This window comes from Xaviernesmea oryzae (genome assembly GCF_900109605.1).
Classification (GTDB): Bacteria; Pseudomonadota; Alphaproteobacteria; order Rhizobiales; family Rhizobiaceae; genus Xaviernesmea; species Xaviernesmea oryzae.
This window is the reverse complement of record NZ_FOAM01000029.1, coordinates 1-26,165: the sequence shown is the minus strand read 5'-3', so window position 1 is coordinate 26,165 and position 26,165 is coordinate 1. Positions and strand designations below refer to the sequence as shown.

Annotated in this window: 22 protein-coding genes and 3 pseudogenes; 9 read left to right on the top strand and 16 right to left on the bottom strand. The window is 63.9% G+C overall.

Annotation, left to right across the window (positions count from 1 at the left end; all coding sequences use genetic code 11):
* Positions 1-169 (bottom strand): annotated as a pseudogene (locus BMX61_RS24450) (IS481 family transposase); the annotation flags it as partial.
* Between the two features lie 71 nt (positions 170-240).
* Between BMX61_RS24450 and BMX61_RS23360 the strand changes: the two are divergent.
* Positions 241-756 carry an oligosaccharide flippase family protein gene (locus BMX61_RS23360; RefSeq protein WP_075627120.1) on the top strand — a complete coding sequence of 172 codons (516 nt, stop codon included), beginning with the start codon at positions 241-243 and terminating at the stop codon, positions 754-756.
* A 241-nt stretch (positions 757-997) separates the two neighbouring features.
* On the opposite strand, the gene kduD is transcribed toward BMX61_RS23360, so the two are convergent.
* From kduD to BMX61_RS23315, 9 genes are all read right to left on the bottom strand, one after another.
* Positions 998-1,741: a 2-dehydro-3-deoxy-D-gluconate 5-dehydrogenase KduD gene (kduD, locus tag BMX61_RS23355; protein ID WP_075627119.1), complete on the bottom strand. Its 744-nt coding sequence runs from the start codon at positions 1,739-1,741 to the stop codon at positions 998-1,000.
* Positions 1,738-2,562, bottom strand: coding sequence for a 5-dehydro-4-deoxy-D-glucuronate isomerase (gene kduI, locus BMX61_RS23350; RefSeq protein ID WP_075627118.1), 825 nt, complete (start codon positions 2,560-2,562; stop codon positions 1,738-1,740). Before kduI ends, kduD begins: the two co-directional genes overlap by 4 nt.
* A 15-nt stretch (positions 2,563-2,577) precedes the next feature.
* On the bottom strand, positions 2,578-4,458 hold the full coding sequence (locus BMX61_RS23345; protein ID WP_075627117.1) for a DUF2264 domain-containing protein: 1,881 nt from the start codon (positions 4,456-4,458) through the stop codon (positions 2,578-2,580).
* A 122-nt stretch (positions 4,459-4,580) separates the two neighbouring features.
* Positions 4,581-5,852: an ABC transporter substrate-binding protein gene (locus BMX61_RS23340; RefSeq protein ID WP_075627116.1), complete on the bottom strand. Its 1,272-nt coding sequence runs from the start codon at positions 5,850-5,852 to the stop codon at positions 4,581-4,583.
* Positions 5,853-5,901: 49 nt separating this feature from the next.
* Positions 5,902-6,603, bottom strand: coding sequence for a DUF624 domain-containing protein (locus BMX61_RS23335; RefSeq protein ID WP_075627115.1), 702 nt, complete (start codon positions 6,601-6,603; stop codon positions 5,902-5,904).
* Positions 6,600-7,739, bottom strand: a complete 1,140-nt coding sequence (locus BMX61_RS23330; RefSeq protein WP_075627114.1) for an ABC transporter ATP-binding protein — start codon at positions 7,737-7,739, stop codon at positions 6,600-6,602. Before BMX61_RS23330 ends, BMX61_RS23335 begins: the two co-directional genes overlap by 4 nt.
* 17 nt (positions 7,740-7,756) lie before the next feature.
* Positions 7,757-8,938, bottom strand: a complete 1,182-nt coding sequence (locus BMX61_RS23325) for a glycoside hydrolase family 88 protein (protein WP_075627113.1) — start codon at positions 8,936-8,938, stop codon at positions 7,757-7,759.
* A gap of 4 nt (positions 8,939-8,942) precedes the next feature.
* On the bottom strand, positions 8,943-9,794 hold the full coding sequence (locus BMX61_RS23320) for a carbohydrate ABC transporter permease (RefSeq protein WP_075627112.1): 852 nt from the start codon (positions 9,792-9,794) through the stop codon (positions 8,943-8,945).
* A gap of 3 nt (positions 9,795-9,797) precedes the next feature.
* Positions 9,798-10,706, bottom strand: a complete 909-nt coding sequence (locus BMX61_RS23315; protein ID WP_407703824.1) for a carbohydrate ABC transporter permease — start codon at positions 10,704-10,706, stop codon at positions 9,798-9,800.
* Positions 10,707-10,959: 253 nt separating this feature from the next.
* Here BMX61_RS23315 and BMX61_RS23310 point away from each other — a divergent pair, with 253 nt between their 5' ends.
* From BMX61_RS23310 to BMX61_RS23300, 3 genes are all read left to right on the top strand, one after another.
* A complete protein-coding gene (locus BMX61_RS23310; RefSeq protein WP_075627110.1) occupies positions 10,960-12,765 on the top strand; it encodes a heparinase II/III domain-containing protein in 1,806 nt (601 codons plus the stop codon).
* Entirely contained in the window at positions 12,762-13,550 is a 789-nt protein-coding gene (locus BMX61_RS23305) for a carbohydrate-binding protein (RefSeq protein WP_075627109.1), read from the top strand. Before BMX61_RS23310 ends, BMX61_RS23305 begins: the two co-directional genes overlap by 4 nt.
* Positions 13,551-13,690: 140 nt before the next feature.
* A complete protein-coding gene (locus BMX61_RS23300; protein WP_234794801.1) occupies positions 13,691-14,398 on the top strand; it encodes a FadR/GntR family transcriptional regulator in 708 nt (235 codons plus the stop codon).
* Positions 14,399-14,806: 408 nt separating this feature from the next.
* On the opposite strand, the pseudogene BMX61_RS23295 reads toward BMX61_RS23300, so the two are convergent.
* Positions 14,807-15,058 (bottom strand): annotated as a pseudogene (locus BMX61_RS23295) (iron chelate uptake ABC transporter family permease subunit); the annotation flags it as partial.
* 158 nt (positions 15,059-15,216) lie between these two features.
* Here BMX61_RS23295 and BMX61_RS23290 point away from each other — a divergent pair.
* On the top strand, positions 15,217-15,918 hold the full coding sequence (locus BMX61_RS23290; protein WP_075627107.1) for a FadR/GntR family transcriptional regulator: 702 nt from the start codon (positions 15,217-15,219) through the stop codon (positions 15,916-15,918).
* Between the two features lie 95 nt (positions 15,919-16,013).
* On the opposite strand, the gene BMX61_RS23285 is transcribed toward BMX61_RS23290, so the two are convergent.
* Positions 16,014-16,403: a GntR family transcriptional regulator gene (locus BMX61_RS23285; RefSeq protein ID WP_139311757.1), complete on the bottom strand. Its 390-nt coding sequence runs from the start codon at positions 16,401-16,403 to the stop codon at positions 16,014-16,016.
* Between the two features lie 139 nt (positions 16,404-16,542).
* Between BMX61_RS23285 and BMX61_RS23280 the strand changes: the two genes are divergently transcribed.
* Positions 16,543-18,798, top strand: a complete 2,256-nt coding sequence (locus BMX61_RS23280; RefSeq protein WP_075627122.1) for a TonB-dependent siderophore receptor — start codon at positions 16,543-16,545, stop codon at positions 18,796-18,798.
* A gap of 35 nt (positions 18,799-18,833) precedes the next feature.
* Complete coding sequence (locus BMX61_RS23275; RefSeq protein ID WP_075627105.1) at positions 18,834-19,322, top strand: nuclear transport factor 2 family protein; 489 nt, start codon at positions 18,834-18,836, stop codon at positions 19,320-19,322.
* Between the two features lie 119 nt (positions 19,323-19,441).
* Here BMX61_RS23275 and BMX61_RS23270 read toward each other — a convergent pair whose 3' ends face one another.
* A complete protein-coding gene (locus BMX61_RS23270) occupies positions 19,442-20,869 on the bottom strand; it encodes an MFS transporter (RefSeq protein WP_075627121.1) in 1,428 nt (475 codons plus the stop codon).
* Positions 20,870-21,058: 189 nt separating this feature from the next.
* Here BMX61_RS23270 and BMX61_RS23265 point away from each other — a divergent pair, with 189 nt between their 5' ends.
* A complete protein-coding gene (locus tag BMX61_RS23265; RefSeq protein ID WP_234794800.1) occupies positions 21,059-21,802 on the top strand; it encodes an AraC family transcriptional regulator in 744 nt (247 codons plus the stop codon).
* 239 nt (positions 21,803-22,041) lie between these two features.
* On the opposite strand, the gene BMX61_RS23260 is transcribed toward BMX61_RS23265, so the two are convergent.
* The 3 genes and pseudogenes from BMX61_RS23260 to BMX61_RS23250 form a co-directional block, all read right to left on the bottom strand.
* Positions 22,042-22,851 (bottom strand): ABC transporter ATP-binding protein, encoded by an 810-nt coding sequence (locus tag BMX61_RS23260; protein WP_075627103.1) that lies wholly within the window; start codon positions 22,849-22,851, stop codon positions 22,042-22,044.
* A gap of 8 nt (positions 22,852-22,859) precedes the next feature.
* On the bottom strand, positions 22,860-23,900 hold the full coding sequence (locus BMX61_RS23255; protein ID WP_075627102.1) for a FecCD family ABC transporter permease: 1,041 nt from the start codon (positions 23,898-23,900) through the stop codon (positions 22,860-22,862).
* Positions 23,897-24,553 (bottom strand): annotated as a pseudogene (locus BMX61_RS23250) (FecCD family ABC transporter permease); the annotation flags it as partial. The pseudogene BMX61_RS23250 and the gene BMX61_RS23255, both read right to left, overlap by 4 nt.
* Before the next feature lie 4 nt (positions 24,554-24,557).
* Here BMX61_RS23250 and BMX61_RS25245 point away from each other — a divergent pair.
* On the top strand, positions 24,558-26,006 hold the full coding sequence (locus BMX61_RS25245; protein WP_075627101.1) for an HlyD family type I secretion periplasmic adaptor subunit: 1,449 nt from the start codon (positions 24,558-24,560) through the stop codon (positions 26,004-26,006).
* Positions 26,007-26,165 lie beyond the last annotated feature (159 nt).

Below are 26,165 nucleotides of genomic sequence, written 5' to 3'. Positions count from 1 at the left end.
TCGGGCAAGTCGGCAAGTCCGACTGGGAGGTCCTCTTTTTCCATTCGGCGACGGTCTTCTGATTGATTCCGTATCGTCTGAAAAGCGCCCTCAGGCTCTCTTGACCATTGTGTATTGCTCGACGCACTGCCTCTGTCGTCGTGGCGCTCCCGTGTAGAGCCCGACCCATAGTGCCTCCCTCCATTCCTGTGAGAAGATGGCACCATCAAAGCCTGGGATCAAACATCTATCTATGCTGGCGTGACCATTGCTCTCGCAGCGCACGATGTCGGTTTCATAAGCTTTGCCTGGGGGAAGCTTGCCGCAGCACTGCTGCGCGTCGTGCTTCCCTTCCAGACAAAGCCACAATTCTGGATGTCCAAGCCGTGCCTACGGGGAGCGCGCGAATTTGCCATCTTCGGTGGCCGTAACGAGGCCTCTTCGGTCCTTGATCGAACCTATGAGGCGTTGTCGCAATTTATCCTGAGCTACATCATGCCTGCTTCGGCGGTCGGCATCTATAACCGGGCCAATGTCGTCTGCGGTCTGCAGGATAAGTTTCTGCTGTCGGCCATTTTCGTAATGGTTTTTCCCGCATTTTCCCGCGAAGTCCAAAATCAACGCGATGTGAAGGCGCCGTATCTCCGGCTGCTGGCCTATATCTCGGTGTTCTTCATGCCGGCTCGATGCCGGCCCGTCGATCCGCCGGGTGCTGCGCGGCGGCTGCTTTTCCAGCGGCAAGCAGAAGGCCTGCTGCACCTATCGCGGCAGCCTTGAGCCAGACGGCTTCTGGCGCGGTAATGGCTTCCGCATCGTCGTCGTGAAGGCCGGGCGCTGAGAGGACAGTATGGCGGCGCCGCGCGTGGCGAAACCAGTCGGTGTCGGTGGCGCGATCGGCAAGCAAAACCGGAGCGTGCGGATTCGCCTTGAACAGGAAGGATGCTCCCTTGTCATCGCTCATCTACCCTTTTGTGACGAGCATGACGCATTGTCATCCTCCCTCCAATCATTGCCTCAATCACCGTGCCAGCCAGCCACCATCGACGTTCAAGACGGTGCCGTGGATATAATTGGCCGCAGGTGAACACAGGAACACGGCGGCGCCGCCGATGTCTTCCGGCCGGCCCCAACGTCCGGCGGGAATGCGGGCGAGAATGGATTGGCTGCGCTCGGGGTCGTCGCGCAGGGCTTGGGTGTTGTTGGTCTCGATATAGCCGGGCGCGATCGCGTTGACATGGATGCCGCGCGCCGCCCATTCATTGGCCAGAAGCTTAGTCAGCCCCGCTACCCCATGCTTGGACGCGGTATAGGAAGGCACCCGGATGCCACCCTGGAAAGAGAGCAGGGAGGCGATGTTGACGATTTTGCCAGCCTCGCCGCGCGAGAACAGAGCCTTGGCGAAGGCCTGGCAGGTGAAGAACAGCGCCTTGAGATTGGTATCGATCACTGCATCCCAATCCGCCTCGGTAAAGTCGGTGCTGTCCTGGCGGCGGATGATGCCGGCATTGTTGATCAGCAGATCGATGCGCCGGTCCTCGAAAACGTCGCGGGCGGCCATGGGATCGGCGAAGTCGAGCCGCAGGAAGGACGCCTTGCCGCCGGCTGCCTTAACGGCGGCAAGCGTGTCGTCGCAGTCCCGCCGGCCGGAGCAGACGACCTCGGCGCCGGCGCCGGCAAGCGCGATGGCGATCGCCTGGCCGATGCCGGTATTGGCGCCTGTGACCAGCGCCGTGCGGCCGGAGAGATCGAAAAGCGGGCTCATGCCAGCTCTCCCGGCTGGACGAAGTCCATGTCGGTATAGTCGACATTGTCGCCGGCCATGGCCCAGATGAAGGTATAGCCGCCAATGCCCGCGCCCGCATGGATCGACCAAGGCGGCGAGATTGCGGCCTGCTCGTTGGCGACGAAGAGATGGCGCGTCTCCTGCGGCTCGCCCATCAGATGCAGCACGCGCGCCTCTGGCGCCATGTTGTAATAGAGATAGGCTTCCATGCGCCGGTCATGGACATGGGCCGGCATGGTGTTCCAGACCGAGCCGTCCTCCAGCGTGGTATAGCCGAGCACCAGTTGGCAGCTCTCCATAACGAGCGGATGGATGAACTGGTTGATCGTGCGCTTGTTCGAGGTTTCGACCGCGCCGGTCTTCATCTGGCGTGACTCCGAAAGCCGGATGAGCCGGGCGGGCAGGCTCTTATGGGCGGGTGCCGAGACCAGATAGAAGCGCCCGCCGCCGGAGAAGGTGACAGGGCCGCTGCCCTGCCCAAGATAGAGCACATCGCCCGGGCCCATGTCGAACCGCGCACCTGCGGCCTCCACCACACCGGCCGCGCCGATATTGACGATGCCGAGTTCGCGCCGTTCGAGGAAATTGGCGGTGCGGGTTTCCGCGACCTGATCGAGAACCAGCGGTCCGCCTGAGGGAACCGCGCCGCCGAGAACGAAGCGGTCATAATGCGTGTAGACCAGCCTGATTTCGCCGTCGCGGAAAAGATCCGGCGCCAGAAAATGCTGGCGCAACTCGGCCGTGCCCATGGTCCGGGCGTGATCCTGGTGGACCGCATAGCGTGTTTCGACTGTCAGCATGGCTTGTCCTTTCAATCAATTGGGGCGGGGCCCGGAGGCGGGCGACATGGGAAGCGCGAAGACATCGGGAACCACGCCCTCGGCGGCAAAGCGCGCCTCGATGGCGGCGAGATCCGGCAGCGCGGGCACGTTCAAGGCCGCGTCCGTGCTTTCCACATCAAGCGGCAGAGCCATGGCGGCGGTGGCGAGCAGGGTGACGCCGGGCGGCAGCTCGCCCAGAAGCTGGGGAACGATGGTCTTGCTGTGGAGAAGATGGGTGTTGGGCAGCGGAAAATGCGTCCGCGCCGCACGGCTCTGCCCTGGCGAGAGATCGGCGATGACGCTGATGTCGGTCGCGGTCTGCGCCTCGGCGCGGCCTGCTTCCGCCGTGCAGCGGTCGATGTTAAAATCGGCGCGCCGCACCGAGAAGCCGCCTTCGATGGTCTTCACCGCGCGGGGCGTGGCGATCCTGTGGAGGCGGATGTGCCAGGGGGTGGCAGGAATCAGCCAGGTCTCCACCGCGATCTCGTCGAAAACGCGCCATCGGGCATAAAGCAGGTCGCCGGCGATGCGGGCCTCCTCCAGCAGCTCGCGCATGCGGAAATGCTTGCCGTCGAAGGAGAAGCCGATCATGCCGTCGAGCGCAGCGCCGTCGAAATGCCGGTCATTGGCCTCGACGGAAAAGCCATAGCGCGTGGAATAGGCGAATTTGGCGTATTTCTCCGCTGCGCCGCGCATGGCCTCGTGCTCCTGGCCGCAGGAGAGCAGGGTGACATTGCCGGGCATATGCTGCGCCACCATGCCGGCGGGACGCAGCGGCACGGGCGCGTCGAAGTGAGGCGCGGGCAGCTCTTCGGCCTGCCAGAAGGGGTGCCCCTCAGCCAAGGCCAATGGCAGAAAGGCCTTCATCGCCCAATAGGGCGAGCCGGCGGAATTGTAGCTCTCGCTGACGAGAAGGTTGGGATAGGCATAGCCGACCGACAGCACGCCATCGCGATCGGCCAGCGGCTGGGCGCTCCACCAGCGCAGGTGGCGCAGATAATAGCCCTTGATCTCGCCCCAGGGCAGCGCCTCGACATCGGCAAAGGCCAGCGCCGCCCAGAAGCCGGCCGCGGCGAAGCGATAGGTCTGGCTGCGGCCGAAGGCGAGTGCCGCGCCATCCGGCCCGTACCAATGGCGGATATTGAGTGCGAAACGGCGCGCGCGCTGGCGAAAGCGTTCGGCCCTGGCCTCGTCACCCTGTTGCAGCCGGGCATAGATCAGCCCGTAGAAATGCATGGCGAAGGGCACGTAATGATCGGCGCGGCGCACCGGCCCGTCGCGATACCAGCCGTCCTCAAGCGCGAAGCCTTCCAGCTGGTCGAGATAGGCATGGGTGCCGTCGCGGTCGACCTCGATGCCGCAGCGTTCCAGACCGAGATCAACCAGAACACGGAAGAATTTCCAATTGTTGTCGACATAGTCGCGCGCGCGGGCGCGCAGGAGATAGGTGGTGACGATCGATTTTTCGCGCGGATCCAGCGGCTCGAAGATGTTCTCGGGCACAAGCGCCAGCGCCAGGCCGATGGCCGCGAGCTCGACCAGGCGCTGGTTGCGGTCGGCAACATCGCCCCAATAATCGGGATGACTGGGGTCCATGCCGGCGACCAGACCGCGCCTGTAGAGCGCCCAATGGTCGAAACCGCCGCCGCCCGCCGCAAGTGGCGCGAGGCCCCAGAGAGGGCGCGCGAAGCCCTCGAGTTCGGCCGCCGCCCGGTCGAAGATGGCGGCAGCGCCGCTCAAGCGCACCCGCGCGCCGCTCTCGCTGAAGAAGGGCAGCAGCGGCTGGACGCAATCGCGCGCCGCCTTTTCGAGGTCGGCTCGGCCGGCAAGGGGATTGCCATGGAGCGGATTGGCCTTGAGCAACGGGTCGGTCATCGGCAATGCCTGTCCTTGGATAAGCCTGTCCTGAAAGCGATGGTTTCTGCACGGGGCAGGGAGCGAGAGGGCCGGCCGGTGGGTCGACCCTGCTGATTGTGTGCTCGCGAGCGGGCGCCCGCTCAGTTCTGCGTCAGGATCGGCTTTATGCTTTCGCCCATCTGCTTCAGCCCGTCCTCGACCGAGATGTTCTTCGTCATGATCTCGTCATGGGCCCGGTTCAGCAGCACCTCGATCTGCGCCGCCTTGAGATTGACGGGCATTTCCAGGAAGGTCTTGGCGGTTTTCATCGCTTCCTTGCTGCCGGCATCCTGCGGGAAGCCCGGCGTGGCGGTGATCTTGTCGATCACGGCATCGTCGCGCAGCGCCGGAATGGTGCCGGTGCCGGCCAGCACCGCGGCGCCTTCCGGCCCCGAGGCGAAGGCGACGAAATCGCGCGCGGCCTGCTTGTGCTTGGAATTGACGGAGACACCGAGACTGGTCACCTGGCTGGCGGTGGTGCCGGCCTGAACGCCGTCGGGATGCGGATATTTCGCAAGACCCCAATGCACGGCCTTGGACTCGCCTGATTTGACCTTGTCGATCTGTGTGGCGATGAACCAGGTGCCCATCGGCAGCATGGCCACCGTGCCGTTGAAGAAGGGCCCGGAATAATGGGTCTTGGTCGTCTTCAGCGAGGCATAGGCCGGAACGGCGCCATCCTCCTGCAGCTTCAGCACCCGCTCGTAATAAGGCTTCAGGAAAGCATAATCGCCGCCGACAAGCGTGTTCTTGCCGTCGAGAATGGCGGGCAGCTGCACGGTCGAGCGCCAGACATGCAGGAAGGAGCCATAGATCTTGTTGGCGCCGAAGCCGCCCGAGAGTTTTTCCGCCGTCTCGGCCCATTGGTCGAGCGTCATGTCATTGCTTGGATAGGCAAGGCCGGCCTTGTCGAACAGATCCTTGTTGTAATAGAGCAGCCAGAAATCGCTGCGGAAGGGCAGGGCATAGACGCCGCCATCCACCGTCATCGCCTCGATCAGCCCGGCATAGGGCTTGGGATCGGCGACCGCTCCCTTCACATCCTCCAGAAGCTTCGAGCGAACGAGATTGGCATAGCCCGGCACATCCTTGACGGTGATGATGTCGAGATCGCCGCCGCCACCCGTCAATTGCGTCTGGAGCACGGTGGAATAATCGGTCGAGCCGAGATCGGTATAGTTGATCGTGATCTCGGGATGCTTGGCCTGATAGGCATCGATCAGCGCCTTGAAATAGGGGCCCTTGGCATAGTCCCAGAGCGCCCAGTTCAAGGTCACCGGCTCGGCCTGCGCCGCGGCCGGCATCAGCGCGAGCGAACCAAGGCTCATGCCGCAAAGCGCGAGCAGGGATGTTGTCTGCAACAGGCGTGTCATGTGTTTCACCTCCTCTAATCGTTCGGCGCCTCGCGCCGCAGCGTGCCTTTCAAACCCGATCCGTGGGCTCCTCTTCCGCGCGGATCAGACGGTTGACCATGTCGAGAACGCTGAAGGCCACGGCTAGCGCCCCGAAGGAAAAATTGACGACGGCCGGCATCAGCGCCGAGACCGGATAGAGCAGCACATGGACGAGCCAGAGCGCCGCGATGAAGCCAAGCGCCGCCAGCGGGCGCAGCGGTTCTGCCAGGGCCGCGCGCAGCGCCATGGGCACCAGCCGGCGCAAAGGCCAGTCCGTGCGCACCATCAGGACAAGGCCATAGGCCCCGGCCACCAGGAGAAGTGCTGCGACCGAAAGCGAGAGCACGAAGGGCGCGGCGTAGAGCGGGTTGGAGAGTGCCAGACCGCCATAGGTCGAGGCGGCATAGGCCGGAACCATGAGTGCCAGGACAAGACCGGCGCAGCCAAGGCTTGCCTTCCATGCGAAACCTCTGCTGGCGGCCAGAAAATCCTGCAGCAAATAGACGTTGCGATCTTCCGCCATCGACAGGCTCACCCGCATCAACCCGGCGCAGGCGGCGGGAATGGTCACCACCGGCAGGCAGGCGAGCACGAAGAGGAGATTGAGTTTCATAAGCTCGAAGCCCTCGCGCCAGACGGTTTCGGCCACCAGAGCGAGGCCGCGCCGACGCGGCGCATGTTTGTCGATTCCCGGCCCCTCGGCCAGATAGAGCTGGGCGAGCCAGTTCATGCCGCCATCTCCCGCCTGACGGGCTCGGGTGCAAAGAGCGAGCGCTGGGTTTCGGGATCGAAGAGATGGACGCCGCTCATGTCGACGGCGAGAGCCAGCCGCTCGCCTTCGCGCGCCTTGCAGCGGGCGGAAAGCTTGGCGGTGATGGCGGTGCCGCTCCAGGTGAGGCCGAGATGAACCTCGGAGCCCATCGGTTCGGTCAGCTCCACCAGCGTCTCGATCTCCATCAGATTCTCGGCGGCGATATCGGCCGGCGCACGCTCGTAAAACTGCTCGGGGCGCAGGCCGAGAACCACCTCGCGCCCCTCGTAAGGGGCGATAAGGCGCGGGTCGAGATGGCGCGGCAGAACGAGATCCTGGCCGGCGAAGCGGGCGGCGAAGCCTTGCTCCGTGCGGGTGATCGTCGTCGTCAGCATGTTCATCTGCGGCGCGCCGATGAAACCGGCGACGAACATATTGACCGGGTGGTCATAGAGGATCTGCGGCGTATCCACCTGCTGGATATGGCCGTCCTTCATCACCACGATGCGGTCGGCCATGGTCATGGCCTCGATCTGGTCATGGGTGACATAGATGAAGGTGGCGTTCAGCCGTTTGTGCAGCTTGGCGATCTCGGCGCGCATGGTGCCGCGCAGCTTGGCATCGAGATTGGAGAGCGGCTCGTCCAGAAGGAAGACTTCCGGGTTGCGCACCATGGCGCGGCCGAGCGCCACGCGCTGGCGCTGGCCGCCGGAAAGCGCCTTGGGCTTGCGGTTCAGGAGATGCTCGATATCGAGGATGCGCGCGGCCTCCGTCACCTTGCGGTCGATCTCCTCGCGCGCGGCCTTGCGCAGCATCAGGCCGAAGGCCATGTTCTTGTAGACCGTCATATGCGGATAGAGCGCATAGTTTTGGAAGACCATGGCGATGTCGCGGTCCTTGGACGGCACGTCGTTGACGAGGTCGCCGCCGATCACCAGCTCGCCGCCGGAAATCTCCTCCAGACCGGCGATCATTCTCAGCGTCGTGGACTTGCCGCAGCCGGACGGGCCGACGAGAATGATGAACTCCTTGTCGGCGATCTCCAGATCGATGTCGTGGACGACCGTGAGGGCGCCATAGGTCTTGTTGAGTTTTCGAAGCGAAATCGGGGCCATGTCTGCTCTCCTCGCCATCACCACCAATAGGAAGACCAGGGGCGCGAGAGGCGGGTGAGCGCCTCCATGTAGTAATAGTCCCCCCAGGATACGCATTCATCGACGCCTTCGCCCCGGCAGGTGTTGTAGGGCGTCTTCTTGGAATAGGTGCCGTGCAGCAGGAGGCCGTTCGAGGTCTCGGGATCCGTCACCGCATAGGTCGCAATCAGGCTTGCCATCATCCGACGTGCCAGAAGCCGCAGATCCTCTGCCTGGGCCGGCTCCTCGACCAGATCCGCCATCTCTAGAAGGCCGCAGGCGACGATGGCGGCCGAGGAGGAATCGCGCGGCTCCTCGCCTTCGGTGAAGATCAGATCCCAATAGGGCACGAGATCTTGCGGCAGGCGCGCGAGGTAGTAGCCGAGCAGGCGGTGGAAAGCATCGCGATATTCGGGTCGGCCCTCATGGCGATAGGCGAGCGCCATGCCATAGACGCCCCAAGCCTGGCCGCGCGCCCAGGAGGAAGAGTCGCTATAGCCCTGCTTGGTGGCGCCATGCAGCGGCGCGCCGGTCTCCGGGTCCATGAAGAAGGTGTGATAGGTCGAGGCATCCGGCCGCACGGAGTGGGCCAGCGTCGTGGCGGCATGGATGCGGGCGATCTGGCGATAGCGCGGCCGGCCCGTCTCGCGCGCGGCCCAATAGAGCAGCGGCAGGTTCAACAGGCAGTCGATGATGTAGCGGTAATTGCCCGGTTCGCTCATCGCGCCCCAGGCCTGGATGAAGCCGCCCTTGGCCTGGAAGCGCTCGGCCAGCTGATCGGCCGCCAGCAGCGCCGCGCGCCGTCCATCCTCGTCGCCAACAAGCTTGAAGGCGGCGATGCAGCTGGGATTGTAGAGAAAGCCCATATCGTGGTGGTCGGTGGCGATCCGGTTGACGATGCGATGGAGGAAGCTCTGCACCTGGATCTGGCCTGCCAGGCGAAAGAGCTTGTCGCCGGTCTGTTCGTAAGCGAGCCAGATCTGGCCGGGCCAGAAGCCGGCTGTCCATTGATCGTTATCGACGGCGGGATAGACATTGCCGACGCTCGAATGATTCTGCGCGCGATAGGTGAACTGCGGCAGATTGCGGCGCACCTGCGCCACGCAGGCATCGAGCGCACGCGCGACCTGCGCTTCGGTAGCAGGGGAGGGCAGCAAGGATGGTTCGGAGACGAGCGTCATGGGGTCAGCCCTTCAGACCGCTGGAGGCGATGCCTTCGACGAAGAAGCGTTGCAAAGCGAGGAAGACGATGAGAACCGGAATCAGCGAGACGATCGAGGCGGCCATGATCAGCCCGTATTCGGTCGAATACTGCGTGATGAACATGCGGATGCCGATCTGGATGGTCTTCAGCTCGGTCTTGGTCAGGTAAATTAGCGGCCCGAGAAAGTCGTTCCAGGTGGAAACGAAGGTGAAGATCGTCAGCGTCGACAGCGCCGGCTTGGAGAGCGGCAGCATGATGCGGAACCAGATCTGGTATTCGTTCATGCCGTCGATGCGCGCGGCCTCGCACAGCTCGTCGGGAATGCTCATGTAGAACTGGCGCATCAGGAACACGCCGAAGGCGGTGAAGGCCTGCAGGCAGATCAGCGCCAGATGGGTGTTGTTGAGGCCGAGCGCGCGCATTTCAAGAAATTGCGGCACCATATAGACCTGCCAGGGCATGGCGATGGTGGCGATATAGGCGAGGAACAGAACCTCGCGATAGGCAAAGCGCAGCTTGGCGAAGGCATAGGCCGCGAAGCTCGAGGTGAAGAGCTGCAACAGCGTGACGATCACCGTCAGCTTGGTCGTGTTGTAGATGAACAAAGCGAGCGGAATGCGCGTCCAGATATCGACATAGTTCTGCCAGCGCGGCGCCGACGGGATCCATTCGATCGGGAAGGCGAAGACGTCGCGGTCGAGCTTCAGCGAGGCCGAGAGCATCCAGGCAAAGGGCAGCAGCATGACGATGGTGATCGCAATCGCCAAGAGATAGGCGATGACGGTCTGGAGGTGGACACGGTGGCCGAACAGCCGAAGGGGTTTGCGTGCCATGGCTCAATCCTCCCGCGTCAGGCGGAACTGGACGATGGTCACCGTCAGCACCATGACGAACAGCACCAGCGCCACCATGCTGGAATAGCCGAGATCCCAGGAGATGAAGGCCTCGTTATAGACGTGGTAGACCAGCACCAGCGTCGAGGTTCCCGGCCCGCCTTCCGTCAAAAGCATGATCTGGTCGAAGACCTTGAAGGACTGGATGGTCAGCATCACCGAGACGAAGAAGCTTGTCGGCGCCAGTTGCGGCACGGTGATGTGCCAGAATTTCTGCCAGCTCGTGGCGCCATCGAGGTTTGCGGCTTCGTAAAGCTCGGGGCTGATGCCCTGCAGGCCGGCCAGATAGATGACCATGTAGTAGCCCATGCTCTTCCAGATGCCGAAGAGGATGACGGTCACCATCGCCCAGCTATTGGATGCAGCCCAGCCGGGCAGGTTCTTCGGGTCGATGCCGAGCTCGTAGAGCAGCATGTTCACCGGACCCATCTCCGGATTGAACACCATGTTCCAGACCACGGCGACGGCCACCAGCGAGGCGACATAGGGAAAGAACATCGCCGCACGGAAGAAGGCGCGCCCGCGCAGCTTCTGGTTCAGGAGCACGGCGAGGCCGAGCGCGCAGACGAGCGTCGCCGGCACCGAGACCAGCGTATAAACCAGCGTGTTCCAGAAGGCGGTGAGAAAGGCGCGGTCGGAAAACAGCCGCCAGAAATTGTCGAGCCCGGCGAACTGCATGGCATTGGAGCCGTCCCAATGCATGAAGGCCAGCGCGAAGGCAAAGAGGATCGGCCCCAGCGTGAAGATCAGGAAGCCGATAAAATTCGGGGCGATGAAGGAATAGGCCACCAGCGTAGCGCGCCGCTGGCGCTGACGGCGCGTGAGCAGCGGCCGGCGGACGGCGACCGGAATGTCGTAATCCTCGCGTGCTATCACCAAGCGCAGATCCTCCTCTTTCCCCAGCGCTCCCCGTGTTCACCACCGCACCTCCCGCGGGATTGTCGCCCTATCAGACAACTTATGAACACGTATTTTCTTTTTTTAGATAAGTTGCAAAATAACTTGGTCTTGTAAAGATGGATTCTCAAAATCTGTATGATATAAGTCGCGGCTGACAGGGGCGGGGGTGTGTGCGATGCGACAGGTGGGGGGCCAGGTGCGGGATATGGTAAGTGGGCGTCTTAACCTGGTGCCGGCGCATCTGGACGGCTTCCGGCCGGCGCCGTCGATCGAGGATCGGGCCGCCTGGGGCGGCCTGCCACCTGACCTTGCCCGCGCGGTGGTGGCTGCGGGCGAGGCCCATCTCGGCACGGACTGGCCGGCGCTGTCGGCGACGCTTGCGCTCGCCTATCGCCGCAGCGGCGACCGCGTCGGCTTCGAGACGCCCTATTTCGCCCGCCGCCGCCGCCTCAATGACCTGATTTTGGCGGAATGCGTCGAGGGGCGGGGGCGCTTTCTCGATGGGATCATCGATGGGCTGTGGCTGATCGCCGAGGAAAGCGGCTGGCAATTGCCGGCTCACAATGCCTATGGGCGCGGTGGCGCACGCCTGCCTCTGCCCGATCCTGATAGGCCGGTGATCGACCTCTTCGCCGCCGAAACGGGCGCGCAGCTGGCCGCCGCGCTGTTTCTCCTGGAAGGCAGGCTGGAAGAGGCCGCGCCCGGCCTGCCCGCTCGTCTCCATCGCGAACTCGATCGGCGGATTGTCCGCCCATATCTCACCGAGCATTTCTGGTGGATGGGCAATGGTGACGAGCCGATGAACAACTGGACCGTCTGGTGTACGCAGAACGTGCTCTGGACAGTGTTCCTGCGTCCCGGTGACCAGGCGCTGCGCCATCAGGTGCTGGCCAAGGCGGCCGGCAGCATCGATGCTTTCCTGAAGGATTATGGTGAGGACGGCGCCTGCGAGGAGGGCGCGCAATATTACCGCCATGCCGGCCTCTGCCTGTTCAACGCGCTGGCCACGCTCTCGTCCCTAGCGCCCGATGCCTTCGGCCCGCTCTTCAATGAGCCGAAGATCCGCAACATCGCCGACTACATCAGGCACGTGCATGTGGCGGGCCGCCGCTACATCAATTTCGCCGATTGCGCCGCGGTTTGCGACCCTTGCGGTGCGCGTGACTATCTCTTCGGCAAGGCGGTCGGCGCCCGGGCGCCGATGGCGTTTGCGGCATCCGACTGGCGGTCGGCGGGCGAGCCGCTGTTTTCAGAGGAAATCAATCTGGTCTATCGGCTGCAGGCGCTGTTTTGCGTCGAAGAGATGCGCGCCTTTCAGGAAGAGCCGTCGCCCCCGCCCGATATTTTCTATCCGAGCATCGGCCTGTTCATCGCCCGCGACAGCCGCTTCACCCTGGCGGTGAAGGCCGGTGACAATGGCGACAGCCACAATCACAATGATGTCGGCAGCGTCATCCTCTATCGCGACGGCCGCCCGTTGCTGATCGATGTCGGGGTCGGCACCTATACCGCCAAAACCTTCTCGCCCCAGCGTTACGAGATCTGGACCATGCAATCGGCCTTCCACACTCTGCCGAGTTTCGAGGGCCTGATGCAGCAAGCCGGCGAAGCCTTCGCCGCGCGCGATGTCGAGGTGGACCTCAATACCGGGCAGCCGCGCATCGGGCTCGATCTCGCCGGCGCCTATCCCGCTGATCCCCGCTTGCGGGCCTATCGCCGCAGCGTTCGCCTGGTCAAGGACAGCCATGTCGAGATCATTGATCGCTATGATGGCGATCTCGCTTGCGAGCTCTCGCTGATGGTGGTTGAAGAGCCGCGCGTGACCGAGGCAGGCATTGTTCTCGGCGATCTCGCGGTTCTGCGCGTGACGGGCGCCGGCCCGACGCGTATCGAGCCCATCGCCATCGAGGATCCGCGCCTGCGCCAGTCCTGGCCGGAGCGGATTTATCGCCTGCTGCTGCCGCTTGCCGGGCCGCAACTGACCTTGACCATCGACGGAGCGACCCCATGACCATCGAAATTGCCCTTGTGGATGCGGCCGGCCTGCATCTTGCGCGCGCGCAAGGCGAGGATGAAGCCGTGCTGGTGGCGCGCCATGCCTATCGCGAGGGCGATGCGATCCTGCTCGCCTGCTCGAACGTGCCCTGTCATGTCGAGGTGGCGCTCGATGCCGGCATGGCCCCGGCGCGCCTCTTCCTCACTGCCAGTCCCGTCTTGTTTCGTATTCCCGGAGCCGACAGGCGCAAGGCCTATTCGCCGCAGGCCTTCGCCGGCGATCTGCAGCGGCTGAGCTGCCGCCTGCTGAGCCCGCAAGAGGTGGCCGGGCGGCGCAATCTGGCGCTGAACCCTTATGACGATCACGGCATCACGGCCGTCTTCCCCCATGCCGTCGCCAATGTGGAGACCCGCGGCGAAGCGGTTTTCGCCGCCAGGAACGCCATTGACGGGGAGAAGGCGGCCTCTGATCACGGCTATTGGCCCTTCACCAGCTGGGGCATCAACCGCGATCCTCAGGCAAGCCTGACCATCGAGTTCGGCCGGCGGGTGCGCATCGACGAGGCTGTTTTCTATCTCCGCGCCGATTTTCCGCATGATGCCTGGTGGGAGGCGGCCAGCCTGACCTGGTCGAACGGGCAAAGGGACCAGGTTTCGCTGAAGAAAACCGGCTCGGCACAGCGATTTGCGCTCCCGCCGCGTGAGGTGGACTGGGTGCGGCTGCACAGCCTGATCAAGGCCGACGATCCCTCGCCCTTTCCCGCGCTCACCCAATTGGAGCTGTGGGGATGCGAAGTGTGAGCTGAGCCTTGCGCTTTTCCACTTGAAGTGACAAATTTCGTCCTATAACGAAAATTTGCCTGACAACTTTTCAACCTATCGCTAGGGGTTCTGATTTGAACGAACAGGGACAGCCTTCCGTCCGCAGAAAAGGCACGCTCGTGTCCAAGGTCACGGATGAGCTGCGGGATCAGATTCTGTCCGGCGCTTTTCCCCCCGGCGCGCGCCTGCCGAGCGAGGCGCAGCTCACGCAGAGCTACAATGTCAGCCGCACCGTTGTGCGCGAGGCCATTGCCGTGCTGCGGGCCGATCTTCTCGTTGATGCGCGCCAGGGATCGGGCGTCTATGTGCGCCCGCCATCGCCCGCCTCTGTCGACAAGCGGCTCGACCGCGAAAGCGTCACCTCCGTGCTTGAACTCTTGGAAATCCGCACGCCGCTGGAAATAGAAGCCGCCGGCCTTGCCGCCTTGCGCCGTTCCCCGGCCCAGGAAGAGCGGATCTTCGACTGTCAGGCGCGCATTCTCGCTTGCATTGAGGCCGGGCGGCCGATCCGCGACAGCGACTTTGCGCTGCATCTGGCGATTTCGGAAGCCACCAACAATCCGGGCTTTGCCGAATTCCTGAAGAGCCAGGGCGTCTCCGCCATTCCCCAGGCCGAGATCGTCACCGAGAGCGACCAAGCGCGCCAGATGGTCTATTTCCACCAGCTGAATGCCGAACATGAGAAAATCGTCCTGGCGATTTCCAATGGCGACGAAGAGGCCGCCCGCGAAGCCATGCGCGCCCACCTGAAAGGCAGCCAGGAGCGCCATCGCCAACTCCTGCGCGGCGGCCTCCTGCGTCAGGACGGCAAAGCGAGCAGATCGTAGCAGCCCATCACGCCAACCGAACCAAAGCCGTCTGGCATGATTCGACGACCGTTTTGCAGGATTTTTGACGTCGCTCATGTCGTGCTTGCCCTCCGGTAAGGCACAGGGTCACTTGAAAAATGCATTCTGCCACTCAGTCGGCGGTACGCTGAGCCGGATGCTCCCGCGTTGTCAGCCAAGGCAAATGCCCAAGCCTACGAGCGACATGGCATAGCAGCCATGGTTCATGCCTCCCATATGACCTTATAATAGGGAGCATAGGGATCGGGCGCTTCGACCATGCCATTCTCAATGCCTGCGGCGCTTCATCGATGTTGACGAAGGCGACACTTATCGTCGCCTTGCCCCTTTTCGGCATAGATGCGCGCCATGCGATCGCCAGAGCGCCGACTTATCGCAAGTGACGCTCTACCATGACCGGCTTCTATTCGAGAGAACGAGCGAGAAGAAGAATGGCACGCCGACCAGCGCTGTGATGATGCCGATCGGAAAGACGATGCCCGGAATGATGGACTTCGAAACGATCGAGGTCAACGACAGCAGCAACGCACCTGAAAGCGCTGCGCCCGGCAGGAAGAAACGCTGATCCTCGCCGAGGATCAGGCGAGCGATGTGCGGTCCGACAAGTCCGATAAAGCCGATCGTCCCGACGAAGCTCAGCTCAGCCGATATCGCTGGCGCGTCGTGATAGATCGGACACGTACCATGTTGATCCATTGCTGCCGAGTTAGGGTTCATCCAATGTTTATGCTTGGCTGGCCAATTTCACCTGCGGCGGCCTAGGCCGGACGATCGGATTTTTTCAAGAAGGACCCATTATGCCGCCAGCAACCAGTCTTCCGCTTGCCCAGCGGCGCTCTCTTGTCGACTCCACGATCGATCTCATCCGCGCAGAGATAGAAGATGGACGCTGGAAGGTCGGCGATCGCATACCGAATGAGAGCGAACTTGCGAATGCGCTCCAGGTGGGCCGCAACACGGTGCGCGAAGCCGTGCGGGTTCTTTCGCATGCCAAGGTCTTGGAGGTCCGGCAGGGTGACGGTACCTATGTCCGGCTCAGCGTCGATCCGGCCGAAGTCATGCGTCGGGTGACGCATGCCGGCCTGCGGGATCATTTCGAATTGCGGGCCATGCTGGAGACAGAAGCGGCACGCATGGCGGCTCTTCGTCGGACTGACGAGGATATGACGCGCCTGGCCGATCTCCTCGAAAAACGCGGCGACTTGCCACACGAGCCCGATCTCGACGGCTTCGTCGAGCGAGATGCGGCCTTCCATCTGGCAGTCGCGCAGGCGACGCAGAATTCGGCGCTCGCTGAACTCTATCGCTTCTTTTCCGTTTCGGTTCGACAGAACACCTCGGCCGCGCTTGCCGACGTCCAACTGCCGGAGCCCGGTCTTGCCGCCCACCAGCGGCTTCTCGACGCGATCCGCCGTCAGGATGCGGAAGGGGCCGCGCAGGCCGCGCAGGCGATCGTTGCGCCGGTCATCGAAGCTCTTGCCGCTTCTAGATCGGCGTGACCACCATCTGGTGCGCTGCACCTGCAACAGGATGAGCGAGCGTTCCTTCCGCAGAGGTTCCCTGTTGGCCTGAGCTAATGGCGTCGTTGCCCGGATCAGGCAGTCTCCAAACCTCCGCCTTCTAGGAGATGACGCGCCAGCGCTTCTGCTTCAGATGCGCTGCCTCGCGCGGCCTGCGGCGTCCCGAAAGCCTTGACGAGATTGGGAAACATCGCCTCAAGGTCGGCGCGCCGGGCCGCGTCCGGCTCAATCACGATCAGCGCCAGGCATATGTCAGCAAGCCTCGCTTTGTTGCGCTTCAACCAGCCGCCTCGGATAACGCGGTCCTGATGCGCTTCGTCCCGCTCCCCCGGCGGATAGATCAGGACGAATGGCTGCGAGCCCGCCAAAAGCTGGTCCATTTCTTCGCACCATCGCGTGGCATAGCCTGCCACGGTCGTGTCACCGACGAAATGCACCAGCGGGTAGGCCGCCAGATCATGCAATCTGAACTGCTCAATTCTCATAGCGTCTTCCTTTGACAGGTTCTAAATAAATATGGTCACCCAATCATCCTATGTTTATTGACGCAGTCGTTCAACAGCCATAAGGTCCGGTCATCCGATGTTTTTGGAGGCCGCGACCATGTCCCTGTTTTCCTCCAGTTTTCCTCATAGCGTACGCTTGGCCTGGGGAAGGGCTGCTCTGGGTATCCTGCTCACTTCAGCCGCAGTGGGACCTTCATGGGCACAGGAGCGGCCGGCGATAGAGCTCGATACGGCGACGACACGGGCCCGTCATCCGGGCGCTGAGGAGGCGACGGTCCTGCCAACCATCACCGCAACGGATAGGCCTGAGCATGGTCCCGATCCTGTCGAAGGCGTTGCGGCGCACGTCACCGTGACAGCCACAAAGACCGATACGCCGCTCATCGATGTTCCGCAGGCGATCTCTGTCGTTCCCCGTGCGCAGCTCGATCAGCAGGGCGTCAAGAGCGTCGCCGATAGCCTGCGCTACACACCGGGCGTTTTTGCCGATACCCGCATCGGTGGTGTGCTGGAAAGCGTCTTCCTGCGCGGATTCGGCGGGTTCGCGGCCGGCGCGACCAACCCGCAATTCCTGGATGGCCTGCCGCTCGCCAAAGGGGACGGATGGGCTGCGCAGGTCATCGACCCCTATGCGCTCGAACGTGTCGAGGTGCTGCGCGGCCCGGCATCCGTGCTCTATGGGCAGGCCAGCCCCGGCGGCATCGTCAACATGGTCAGCAAGCGTCCCACAGACGAACCTTTCCACGAGGTGACGCTCACCACCGGCAATCGCGACCGCGCCGAGGCGGCCTTCGATCTCGGCGGGCCGATCACGAAGGACGGCGAGTGGAGCTATCGCTTCAGCGGTCTCGGCCGGCGCGTCGATGAGCAGGCCGATTTTTCGAAGCAGCAGCGGGTCCTTCTCGCGCCGACCCTTGCCTGGGCGCCTGACGCGGATACCAGCCTGACCGTGTTCGGCTTCTATCAAAACGACCCGCACAACAACTTCGCCGGCTGGCTCCCGGCGAACGGCACGCTGTTTCCCAATCCGGCGGGGCGCATTCCCCGCAGCTTCTTCCCGGGCGAGCCCGATTTCGACAGCTACGACCGCCAGCAAACCATGATCGGCTATGCCTTCGAACATCGCTTCGACGAGACATGGACCCTGCGCCAGAACCTGCGCTACGCCGATGTCGATACCAGCTTCGAAGGCGTCGCCGGAAACTTCGTCTTCCCCTTCGGCGCCACATCGAGCCAGTTGAACCGCGCGGCCTCGTGGTCGGACGAGTCCCTTGACGGCCTGTCGATCGACAATCAGGCCGAGGCCCGGTTCGACACCGGCGCGCTGCGGCATACGGTTCTGCTGGGCCTGAGCTATCAAGGCTCATGGGCGGATACGCTCGCGTCGGGCTTTGGTGACGCGCCGCCGATCGATTATCGGGCGCCGGTCTACGGCCGGCCTTTCGCCCGTCCGCCGGTCGCGCAGGATGACCGGCAGGACTGGAGCCGGACTGGGATCTACGTGCAGGATCAGATCCGCATCGACCGGCTGGCGCTCACCTTCGGCGGCCGGCAGGACTGGTCGATGCTCGACACGAAAGACCGCCTCGGCGGAGGCACGACCCATCAGGACGACCAAGCCTTCACCGGGCGTGTCGGCGCGGTCTACCTCTTCGACAATGGGCTTGCGCCCTATGCCAGCTATTCCACCTCCTTCGAACCCGTGCTCGGAACGGCGTTCGGCGGCGAAGCCTTCGAGCCGACCACCGCCCGCCAGACCGAAGTCGGCATCAAATATCAGCCTCCCGGCAAGGACAGTTTCGTCGGCCTCTCCGGCTTCGACATCACGCAAGAGAATGTCGGCACCGTCGATCCGCTGCATCCCTTCTACAAGGTTCAGACCGGCGAAGTGCGCTCGCGCGGGATCGAGGTGGAAGCGCGTGCGGCCCTCACGGACAGGCTCGACCTGATCGGCGCCTATACCTGGCTCGACACCACCGTCCAGAAGGACACCGATCCGCTCGCCCTTGGGAAGCGCTTCGTCGCTGTGCCCGATGTGCTCGCATCGCTCTGGACCACTTACCACTTCACCGACGGCGCCCTCGCGGGTCTCAGCCTGTCCGGCGGAGCGCGCTATGTCGGCAAGAGTGCGGGAGACCCCGTCAACAGCTTCTCGGTTCCCGCCACAACCCTGTTCGATGCCGCGATCCGCTATGACGTCGGCGCGATGCGACCCGATCTGACAGGTGTTCAGGCAGCACTCAACGTCACCAACCTGTTCGACAAGCGCACCGTCTCCTCCTGCTTCAACGCGGGCGGATGCTTCTACGGCAATGGCCGCCTCGTCACCGCCAGCCTCTCCTATCGCTGGTGATCTGCCGCTTGTCTCCCAAGCCAAAGGAGCGAAGTATGCTGCCTTCTCCCTTCGACCTCTGCGTGAGGCGCCAGATGCTTCTGGCCGGTCTTCTTTTGGCGGGCCTGCCGCTGCTCGCGCACGCTGCACCGCCCACCCCATCCGCCATCGTCGCTCGCTACGTCGCGGCTTGGAACGCCCATGATCCGGACGCGGCCACGGCCATGCTCGCTCCCGATTCCGTCTACTTCAATTCCAGCCTCGGGCAGGAGCAGGAAGCGAGGGCAGCGATCGACGGGACGATGCGCGGGCTCTTTGCGCTGCTGCCCGATCTCCATTGGCGGATGATCGAGCAACCGATCGAGAGCGCATCCGGCATCGCGTTCGAGTGGGAAGTTTCGGGCGCGTATAAAGCCGATGGGCAAGCCGCGACAAAGCCGATCCGCCTTCGCGGTGCGTCCCTGTTTCGCGTCCGAGACGCGCGCATTTCTTATCTTGCCGACTACTACGACAGCGAGAGTATGCGCCGGCAGCTCGACCGATAGGCACCGTCTCGTCGGAGGGGGAAAGGCTGGCGGACGGTCTACCGCGCCGGAAAGCGATGTCCAGCCGCCGGCCGACGAGGCCCATCGCCCCGACAGGAGCAATGGGCTTTCTTTGCTTCTCAGCTCGGGTCGTGCCGCAGCACCAAGGACAGGAGGCCCGTCAAGGCGCTGATGGCGGCGGTCGCGAGAAAGGCGGCGTGGTAGCCAGCCAGTGCGGCGTGGTCCGCCGCTTCCCCTGCGTGCCCTTCGGCCGTTGCATGCGCTAGCGCGACGAGGGCGGCGATGCCGAGTGCGCCTCCGATCTGGCGCGAGGTGTTGAGAAGGCCGGAAGCAAGACCGGTATCGGCCGGTGCAATGCCGGCAATCGCCGCATGCACGGCGCTGGCGATGAGTAGGCCCGTGCCGCAGCCCATGAGCACTGTCGGCCCGAGCACGTCTTGCAGATAATCTGCCGATGCGGGCAGATATCCGAGCCAGGCCAGACCGGCGGCCGCCACCATGCCGCCGATGAGGGGCAAATGCGGCACCTGGCGCTCCCTAAGGCGCCGCGCGCCGAGCGCGGTCGCCGCGATGGCCAGGCACATGGGCAGCAAGGCAAGCCCTGCGTCGCGTGCGCCATAGCCGGCGATCTGGTGCAGCGCGATCGACAGGAAGAACAGCGAGGCGGTCAAGGTCGCGCCGAGGCCCATCAGCATCAGATTGCCGGCGACCACATTGCGCAGCCGGAAGATGCCGAGCCGGATCAATGGTTGCTTTGCGCCCGCCTCGATGGCGACGAAGAGGAGGCCGAGGCCAAGAGCGATGGCCAAAATTTGCAGGACTTCCCGCGAGGTCCAGCCCAGTGTCACGCTTTCGGCGAGCGCATAGACGAGGCTGGCCGAGGCGCCGGTGACGGTCACTGCCCCACCGATATCGAGAACAGCCGTCTTCCCCTTGGGCCGCACCGGCGAGAGGCTGGCTGCCGTCATCGCCAGCAGCGCCAGACCGACCGGGACGTTAACGAACATGACCCAGCGCCAGCCGGCATAGGCCGTCAGGACGCCCCCGAGCAGAACGCCGAAGGCCGCCGCCATGGAGCCGGAGGCGGTCCAGTAGCCGATCGCCCGGTCACGCTCTTTGCCCTTGGGATAGGCGGCCGCGATCACCGCAAGCGTCGACGTGGCCAGCACCGCCGCGCCGAGCCCCTGCACGGCGCGCGCGGACAAAAGCGCCACGGCATCCGATGCGAAGCCGCCGGCAAGGCTTGCGGCGGTAAACAGGGTGAGCCCGATCTGCAGCACGCGGCGCCGCCCGTAGAGATCGCCGAGGCGAGCGGCCAGCAGCATGAAGCCGCCGAGCACGATGAGATAGGCATCGACCACCCATTGCTGGCCGGTCATCGACAGGCCGAGATCCCTCGCCATGGAGGGAAGCGCGACATTCACGATCGCGCCGTCCATCACCACCATGGCGGAGGACAGGCAGCCGATCACCGTGGCCGACCAGAGCGGTACATGAGGCTTCAGAAGAGACGAGGGCGGCGCGGCCGCATGGGAGGAAGAAGTCAAGGCTGTCACCTTTTGGATGTGTGGGATGGAGCGGCGAGCCGCTTTCGACATCTCCAGACTAGGGGAGGGAGGCCTTGCCGTGATAACCGTATCAGGACAAAATAGGCTGAGAAGCTGCCAAACCATTGGAGTCGCCCCATCGAATCGATCGAACTGACGGACTGGCTCGATGGGCCGGCGCTGATCGCGGTGAGCGGCAGCGCAGCGTTCGATGCCGAGTTTCCGGTGGGCGATCATGAGACCGAATGGCACAGCCATCGGCGGGGCCAGCTCATCTGCGTCGATAGCGGGCTGGCGCATATCCGCACGCCACAGGGCTCCTGGCTGCTGCCGCCGCGCCGGGCCGGCTGGATTCCGCCGGGCGAGCAGCATTGGGGCAGCATGTCGGGGGTTCTCTCGGCCTGGAGCGTGCTGATCGCGCCTTCTGCCTGCGGAGGTCTTCCAGACCGGCCACGGGTGATTGGCGTGGATGAATTGATGCATGCTCTCGTTTTGCGCGCTGCGGCCTGGGCACGGGCCGAGCGCCTGACACCGGAACAGGCGCGCCTCACCACGGTGCTTCTGGACGAGATCTGCGCCGCACCGCGCGAGCCTCTGCATCTGCCGATGCCTAGGGATCGCCGGGCGCAGAAGATCGCCAAGGGTCTCCTCGTCAATCCGGGCGACACGCGCACATTGGAGGACTGGGCGGCCTTCGCCGGGCTCTCGCCGCGCACCGCCCGGAGGCTGTTCCTGGCTGAAACCGGCATGAGCTTCGCCGAATGGCGCCAGCAGGCGCGTCTCGTCCATTCGCTGGAAAGGCTGGCGCAGGGCGACACGGTCGGCGACGTCGCGGATTCCCTAGGCTATGCCACCGCGAGCAATTTCATCGCCATGTTCCGACGAGCCTTCGGCGAAACGCCTGCGCGCTATTTTGCCAGACGACGGGGCTAGCCAGCTGACTCCAGTTGGATCGTCTTCGCTAACGGCGTTGAACTAAGCTTAGTGTTTTGTAGCATCTTACACAGGCGGTGTGTCCTCTACGCAAAAACATGATAAATTAGCATATATTTCGAAGACACGGGACAATCGACAACCGGAAGTCAGCGACAGCTACGGCGTTGATTGGCTACGAGCAGCGCTGGGACACAGCCGCTGACTCTCATCTTTGTCGCCAATCGAAGCGCCGATCATTATCGCGCCAGTACACCATCTCTCATCTGCCGGTGCGCCAGCTCGACATCGAAATGCGGCGGTGCGTTCGGCGCGATCGGCACAAAGGTGCCTCTAACGCGGAAGACCGTTTCGATGAGCCCGGTCTCTGCCAGATCTTTCGGGTCGCCATCGAAGACCGTTTCACCCTTCGCCAGAAGCGAAATCCGGTCACAGACGGACATGGCCTGGTTGAGATCGTGAATGGCCATCACGATGCTCACGCCCCGCTCCCGGCTGAGCCGGTAGACGAGATCGATGATCTCGACCTGATAGCCGATGTCGAGAAAGGAGGTGGGCTCATCGAGCAGGAGAATGCGCGCCTCCTGGGCGATGGCCGCCGAAATCCAGGCACGCTGTCGTTCGCCGCCGGAGAGTTCGCGCAAGGGGCGGTCGGCAAGCGCTAAGAGACCGGTGCTTTCCAGCGCCCAGCCGATGGTGGCCTCATCGTCGGCGCTGTAGCTGCGCAGCAAGCCGACATGGGCGAAGCGCCCCTGGCGGACCAGTTGCGCAACGGTCATTTCATCCGGCGCCGTGGGTTGCTGGGGCAGATAGGCGAGTTGACGCGCCAGGCGTCGGCGGGGAATGGCGTCCACGGCGACCCCGTCGATCACAGCCCGCCCGCCCGAGGGCCGCAGCAGGCCTGCCATGGCCTGCAAGGCGGTGCTCTTGCCCGAGCCGTTCGGCCCGATCAGGGCGCGCACCTCGCCGGGCTGCAGCGTGAGATCGAAGGATTTGAGCGCGATGCGCCCGCCATAGGTGACAGTGAGCTTGGAGCAGGCAAGCAGCATGGGCGGCCTCAAGGGGTTCTGCGCAACAGCGCGATGAGAAGAGGCACGCCGCAGACGGCCGTCACTGCGCCGATCGGAATTTCATCGGCTTGGCTGACGAGGCGGCCGATCAGATCACCTGAGGTGATGGTGATGGCGCCGAGCGTCACGGTCAGCGGCAAAAGAAGCTGTGTCTTCGCGCCGGCGAGCGCGCGGGCCAGATGCGGCACGATCAACCCGACGAAGACGATCGGCCCCACGGCTCCGACTGCACTTGCCGCCAGTCCACAGGACAGAAACAGGGCGAAGGAGAAGTGCTGGCGATAGGGAAGGCCGAAGGAGCGCGCCACCGGCGCCTCGAACTGCAAGAGATCGAGCGCGCGGCGGATCGGCAGGAGAGCCAGCAGTCCAGCGATGGTGAAGGGCGCTAGGAAGAGCGCGTGCTCCCAGCTTCGGGCATAAAGACTGCCGGACAGCCATTCGAGCAGCACCTCGATGCGTGCCGATCCCCAGCCGGCAATCAGACCGATGGCGATGGCGTGCAGCACCGCGCCGATGGCGATGCCACACAAGGTGATGCGCAAGGGGCCGAGATCCCGGCGAAAGGCCAAGGCGTAGACGGCGGCGCCGGCGATGAGGCCGCCGACCATGCCGACGGCCGGCAGCCATTCGAGCGGCATCTCGGTGATGCGCGCCGTGGTGCCGGGATCGCGCAGGAACACGCTGAACAGCAGGAACAGCGTGACGCTCAGCGTCGCGCCCTGCGAGACGCCCATGATCGACGGATCGGCCAGCGGATTGCGGGTGATGGTTTGAAGGATCAGGCCGGCCACAGCAAAATGGATGCCCGCAAGGCCGCCCGTGACGATGCGTGGCAGGCGGATATCCAAAATGATCGATTGCGCCTCCGGCGAACCATTGCCCGCGAGCACCGACATAATATCGGATACAGACAGGTCGGCCACACCAAGGAAGACGGAAAGGCCGAGCGTCAGAAGGAGGAGACCCGCCAAAGCCGGGAGGGAGGACAAACCTCTTCGGTTCCGCGCGATCCCAGGCACGGGCGTCATCGCTCGCCTCTGAAAGACAGATCGCGCCGCTGCGTCAGATAAATGAAAACGGGTCCGCCGATCAGTGCTGCGATGATGCTGATGGGAAGTTCGCGGGGCAGGGCGACGGTGCGGGCGACAAAATCCGCCGACAGCGTGATGAAGCCGCCGATCGCGGCGCTGAAGCCCAACGTCCAGCCGGGGCCTTCTGGCCGCAGGAGGCGGGCGAGATGTGGGGAGGCGAGGCCGACGAAGGCGACGGGACCAGCAACAGGGGCGACGCCGGCGACCGGAAGCACGGCGAGGATCAGCAAGACCGGCTTCCACAGCGCGAGATTGACGCCCATCCCGGCCGCCACCTGCTCGCTCAGCAGGAACAGGCCGATGATGCGTCGGCAGATGAGTGCGCCGACGAAGGCAGCCGCGACCCATGGCGTCATATAGCCGAGTTGTGTCCAGGAGCGTCCCTGAAACCCGCCCGACAACCAGAAGAGGAGGGACGGGACCTGCGGCCCGCTCAGCATGAGAACATAGGTGGTGACCGCACTGAGGAACAATGACACGCTGATGCCGCCAAGCGCCAAGTGTAACGGCCGGCCTCGGCCGCCGCGTGCGATCCAGAAGGTCACGGCCGCGGCCGCCAAGCCACCGATCATGCCGATCAGCGGGTAGAATGTCATGACAAGCCCGCAGCGACACACGTCCGGTGCCGAGATCATCGCGTTGCCACGGCGCGGCGGTACGGTGACGCAGGTGGAACGCGCCTTCCTGCCGGCAGCGCTCGAGATCGTCGAGACGCCGGCCTCGCCGAGCCTACGGCTGACGACCTTTGTCCTCTGCGCGCTCTTTGCCGCCGGGCTTGGCTGGGCGGCGGTCGGCGAGGTCGATCTCATCGCCACCGCGCCCGGCAAGATCGTGCCGGTCGGGCGCACCAAACAGGTGCAGGCGTTTGAGGCCGGGACTGTCGCCAGGATCCTCGTCGATGATGGTACACAGGTGAAGGCGGGGGAGGCGCTGATCCTCCTCGATCCGACGCTTGCCAGGGCCGACCGCGACCGGTTTCGCGATGCGGCAATGCGCGCAGACCTCGATATCGCCCGGCTCTCAGCGCTCATCACCCCACCCGCCGCCAATATGAACCCCTTCGCCGGCGTCGAGGCGGATGAACCCGCGATCGAAGCGGCGCGCGGGCGCTATCTGGCCGATAAGGCCGGGCGTGAGGCCAAACTCGCGGCAGCCGATCGCGAGATTGCCTCCAAACGCGCCGAAGCCGTCAGTTATGAGGCCGAGGTTGCAAAGATCGATGCGCAATTGCCGCTGGCGCATGAGCGCACCGAGATCCACCTCAAAGGCAATGCGGAAGCCTGGGGCTCGCGCATCGATTATCTAAATGCTGCGCAGTCCGAGGCCGAGCTGACGAGCCAGCGCAAGGTGATGGTGGAGAAGGGCAAGGCGACCGAGGCGGCCGTCCAGGCGCAACTGGCCGATCGCGAAAGACTTGCCGCTGAGACGGAGCGCGACTGGCGCTCCGATCTCTCAGAAGCCATGCGCGAACGCGCCGAGGGGATGAGTGAACTGGCGAAAGCCGAGCGCCGCACCGGGCTCACCGCGGTCACGGCCCCCGTCGATGGCACGGTGGCGGATCTCACGGTCCATACCGAAGGCGGCGTCGTGCAGGCCGGGCAGCAGCTGCTGAAGGTCGTACCATCGTCGGAGCATGTGGCGATCGAGGCGGTCGTCGAGAACCGCGACGTCGGCTTCGTGCGCGCTGGCCAGCCGGTGGAGATCAAGGTCGAGGCGTTTCCCTATACGCATTACGGCCTGATCAAGGGTCGTGTCGCGCAAATCGCGCGCGATGCCCAGCCCGACCCGGAACTGACGCGGGAGGCCCGATCCGGCACGCAGACGCTGTCGGAAACCCCTGATGCGCTCCGGCGATCGGGCGCGCTCGTCTATGTCGCCCGCATAGAAATGGACGATCCGACCCTCACCGTCGATGGCGTCAGGACACCCGTCGAACCCGGCATGGCGATCACCGCCGAAATCAAGACCGGCAAACGCACCGTCCTCGATTATATTCTCTCGCCCATCGCCCAGCATATGCACGACGCAATGAGGGAAAGGTGAGGGCGGAGGGCCTGCCGCGGGGCCCCACCCAGACGATATTCGGACGGGTATCGATGACGATCCGTAATACCGAAGCCCGATGAAATTGACTCATGGGATTAGGTTTTCGCGCAAATCATGATTCACCATGACGGAAGGAGATTTTGTCATGGGAAGAGC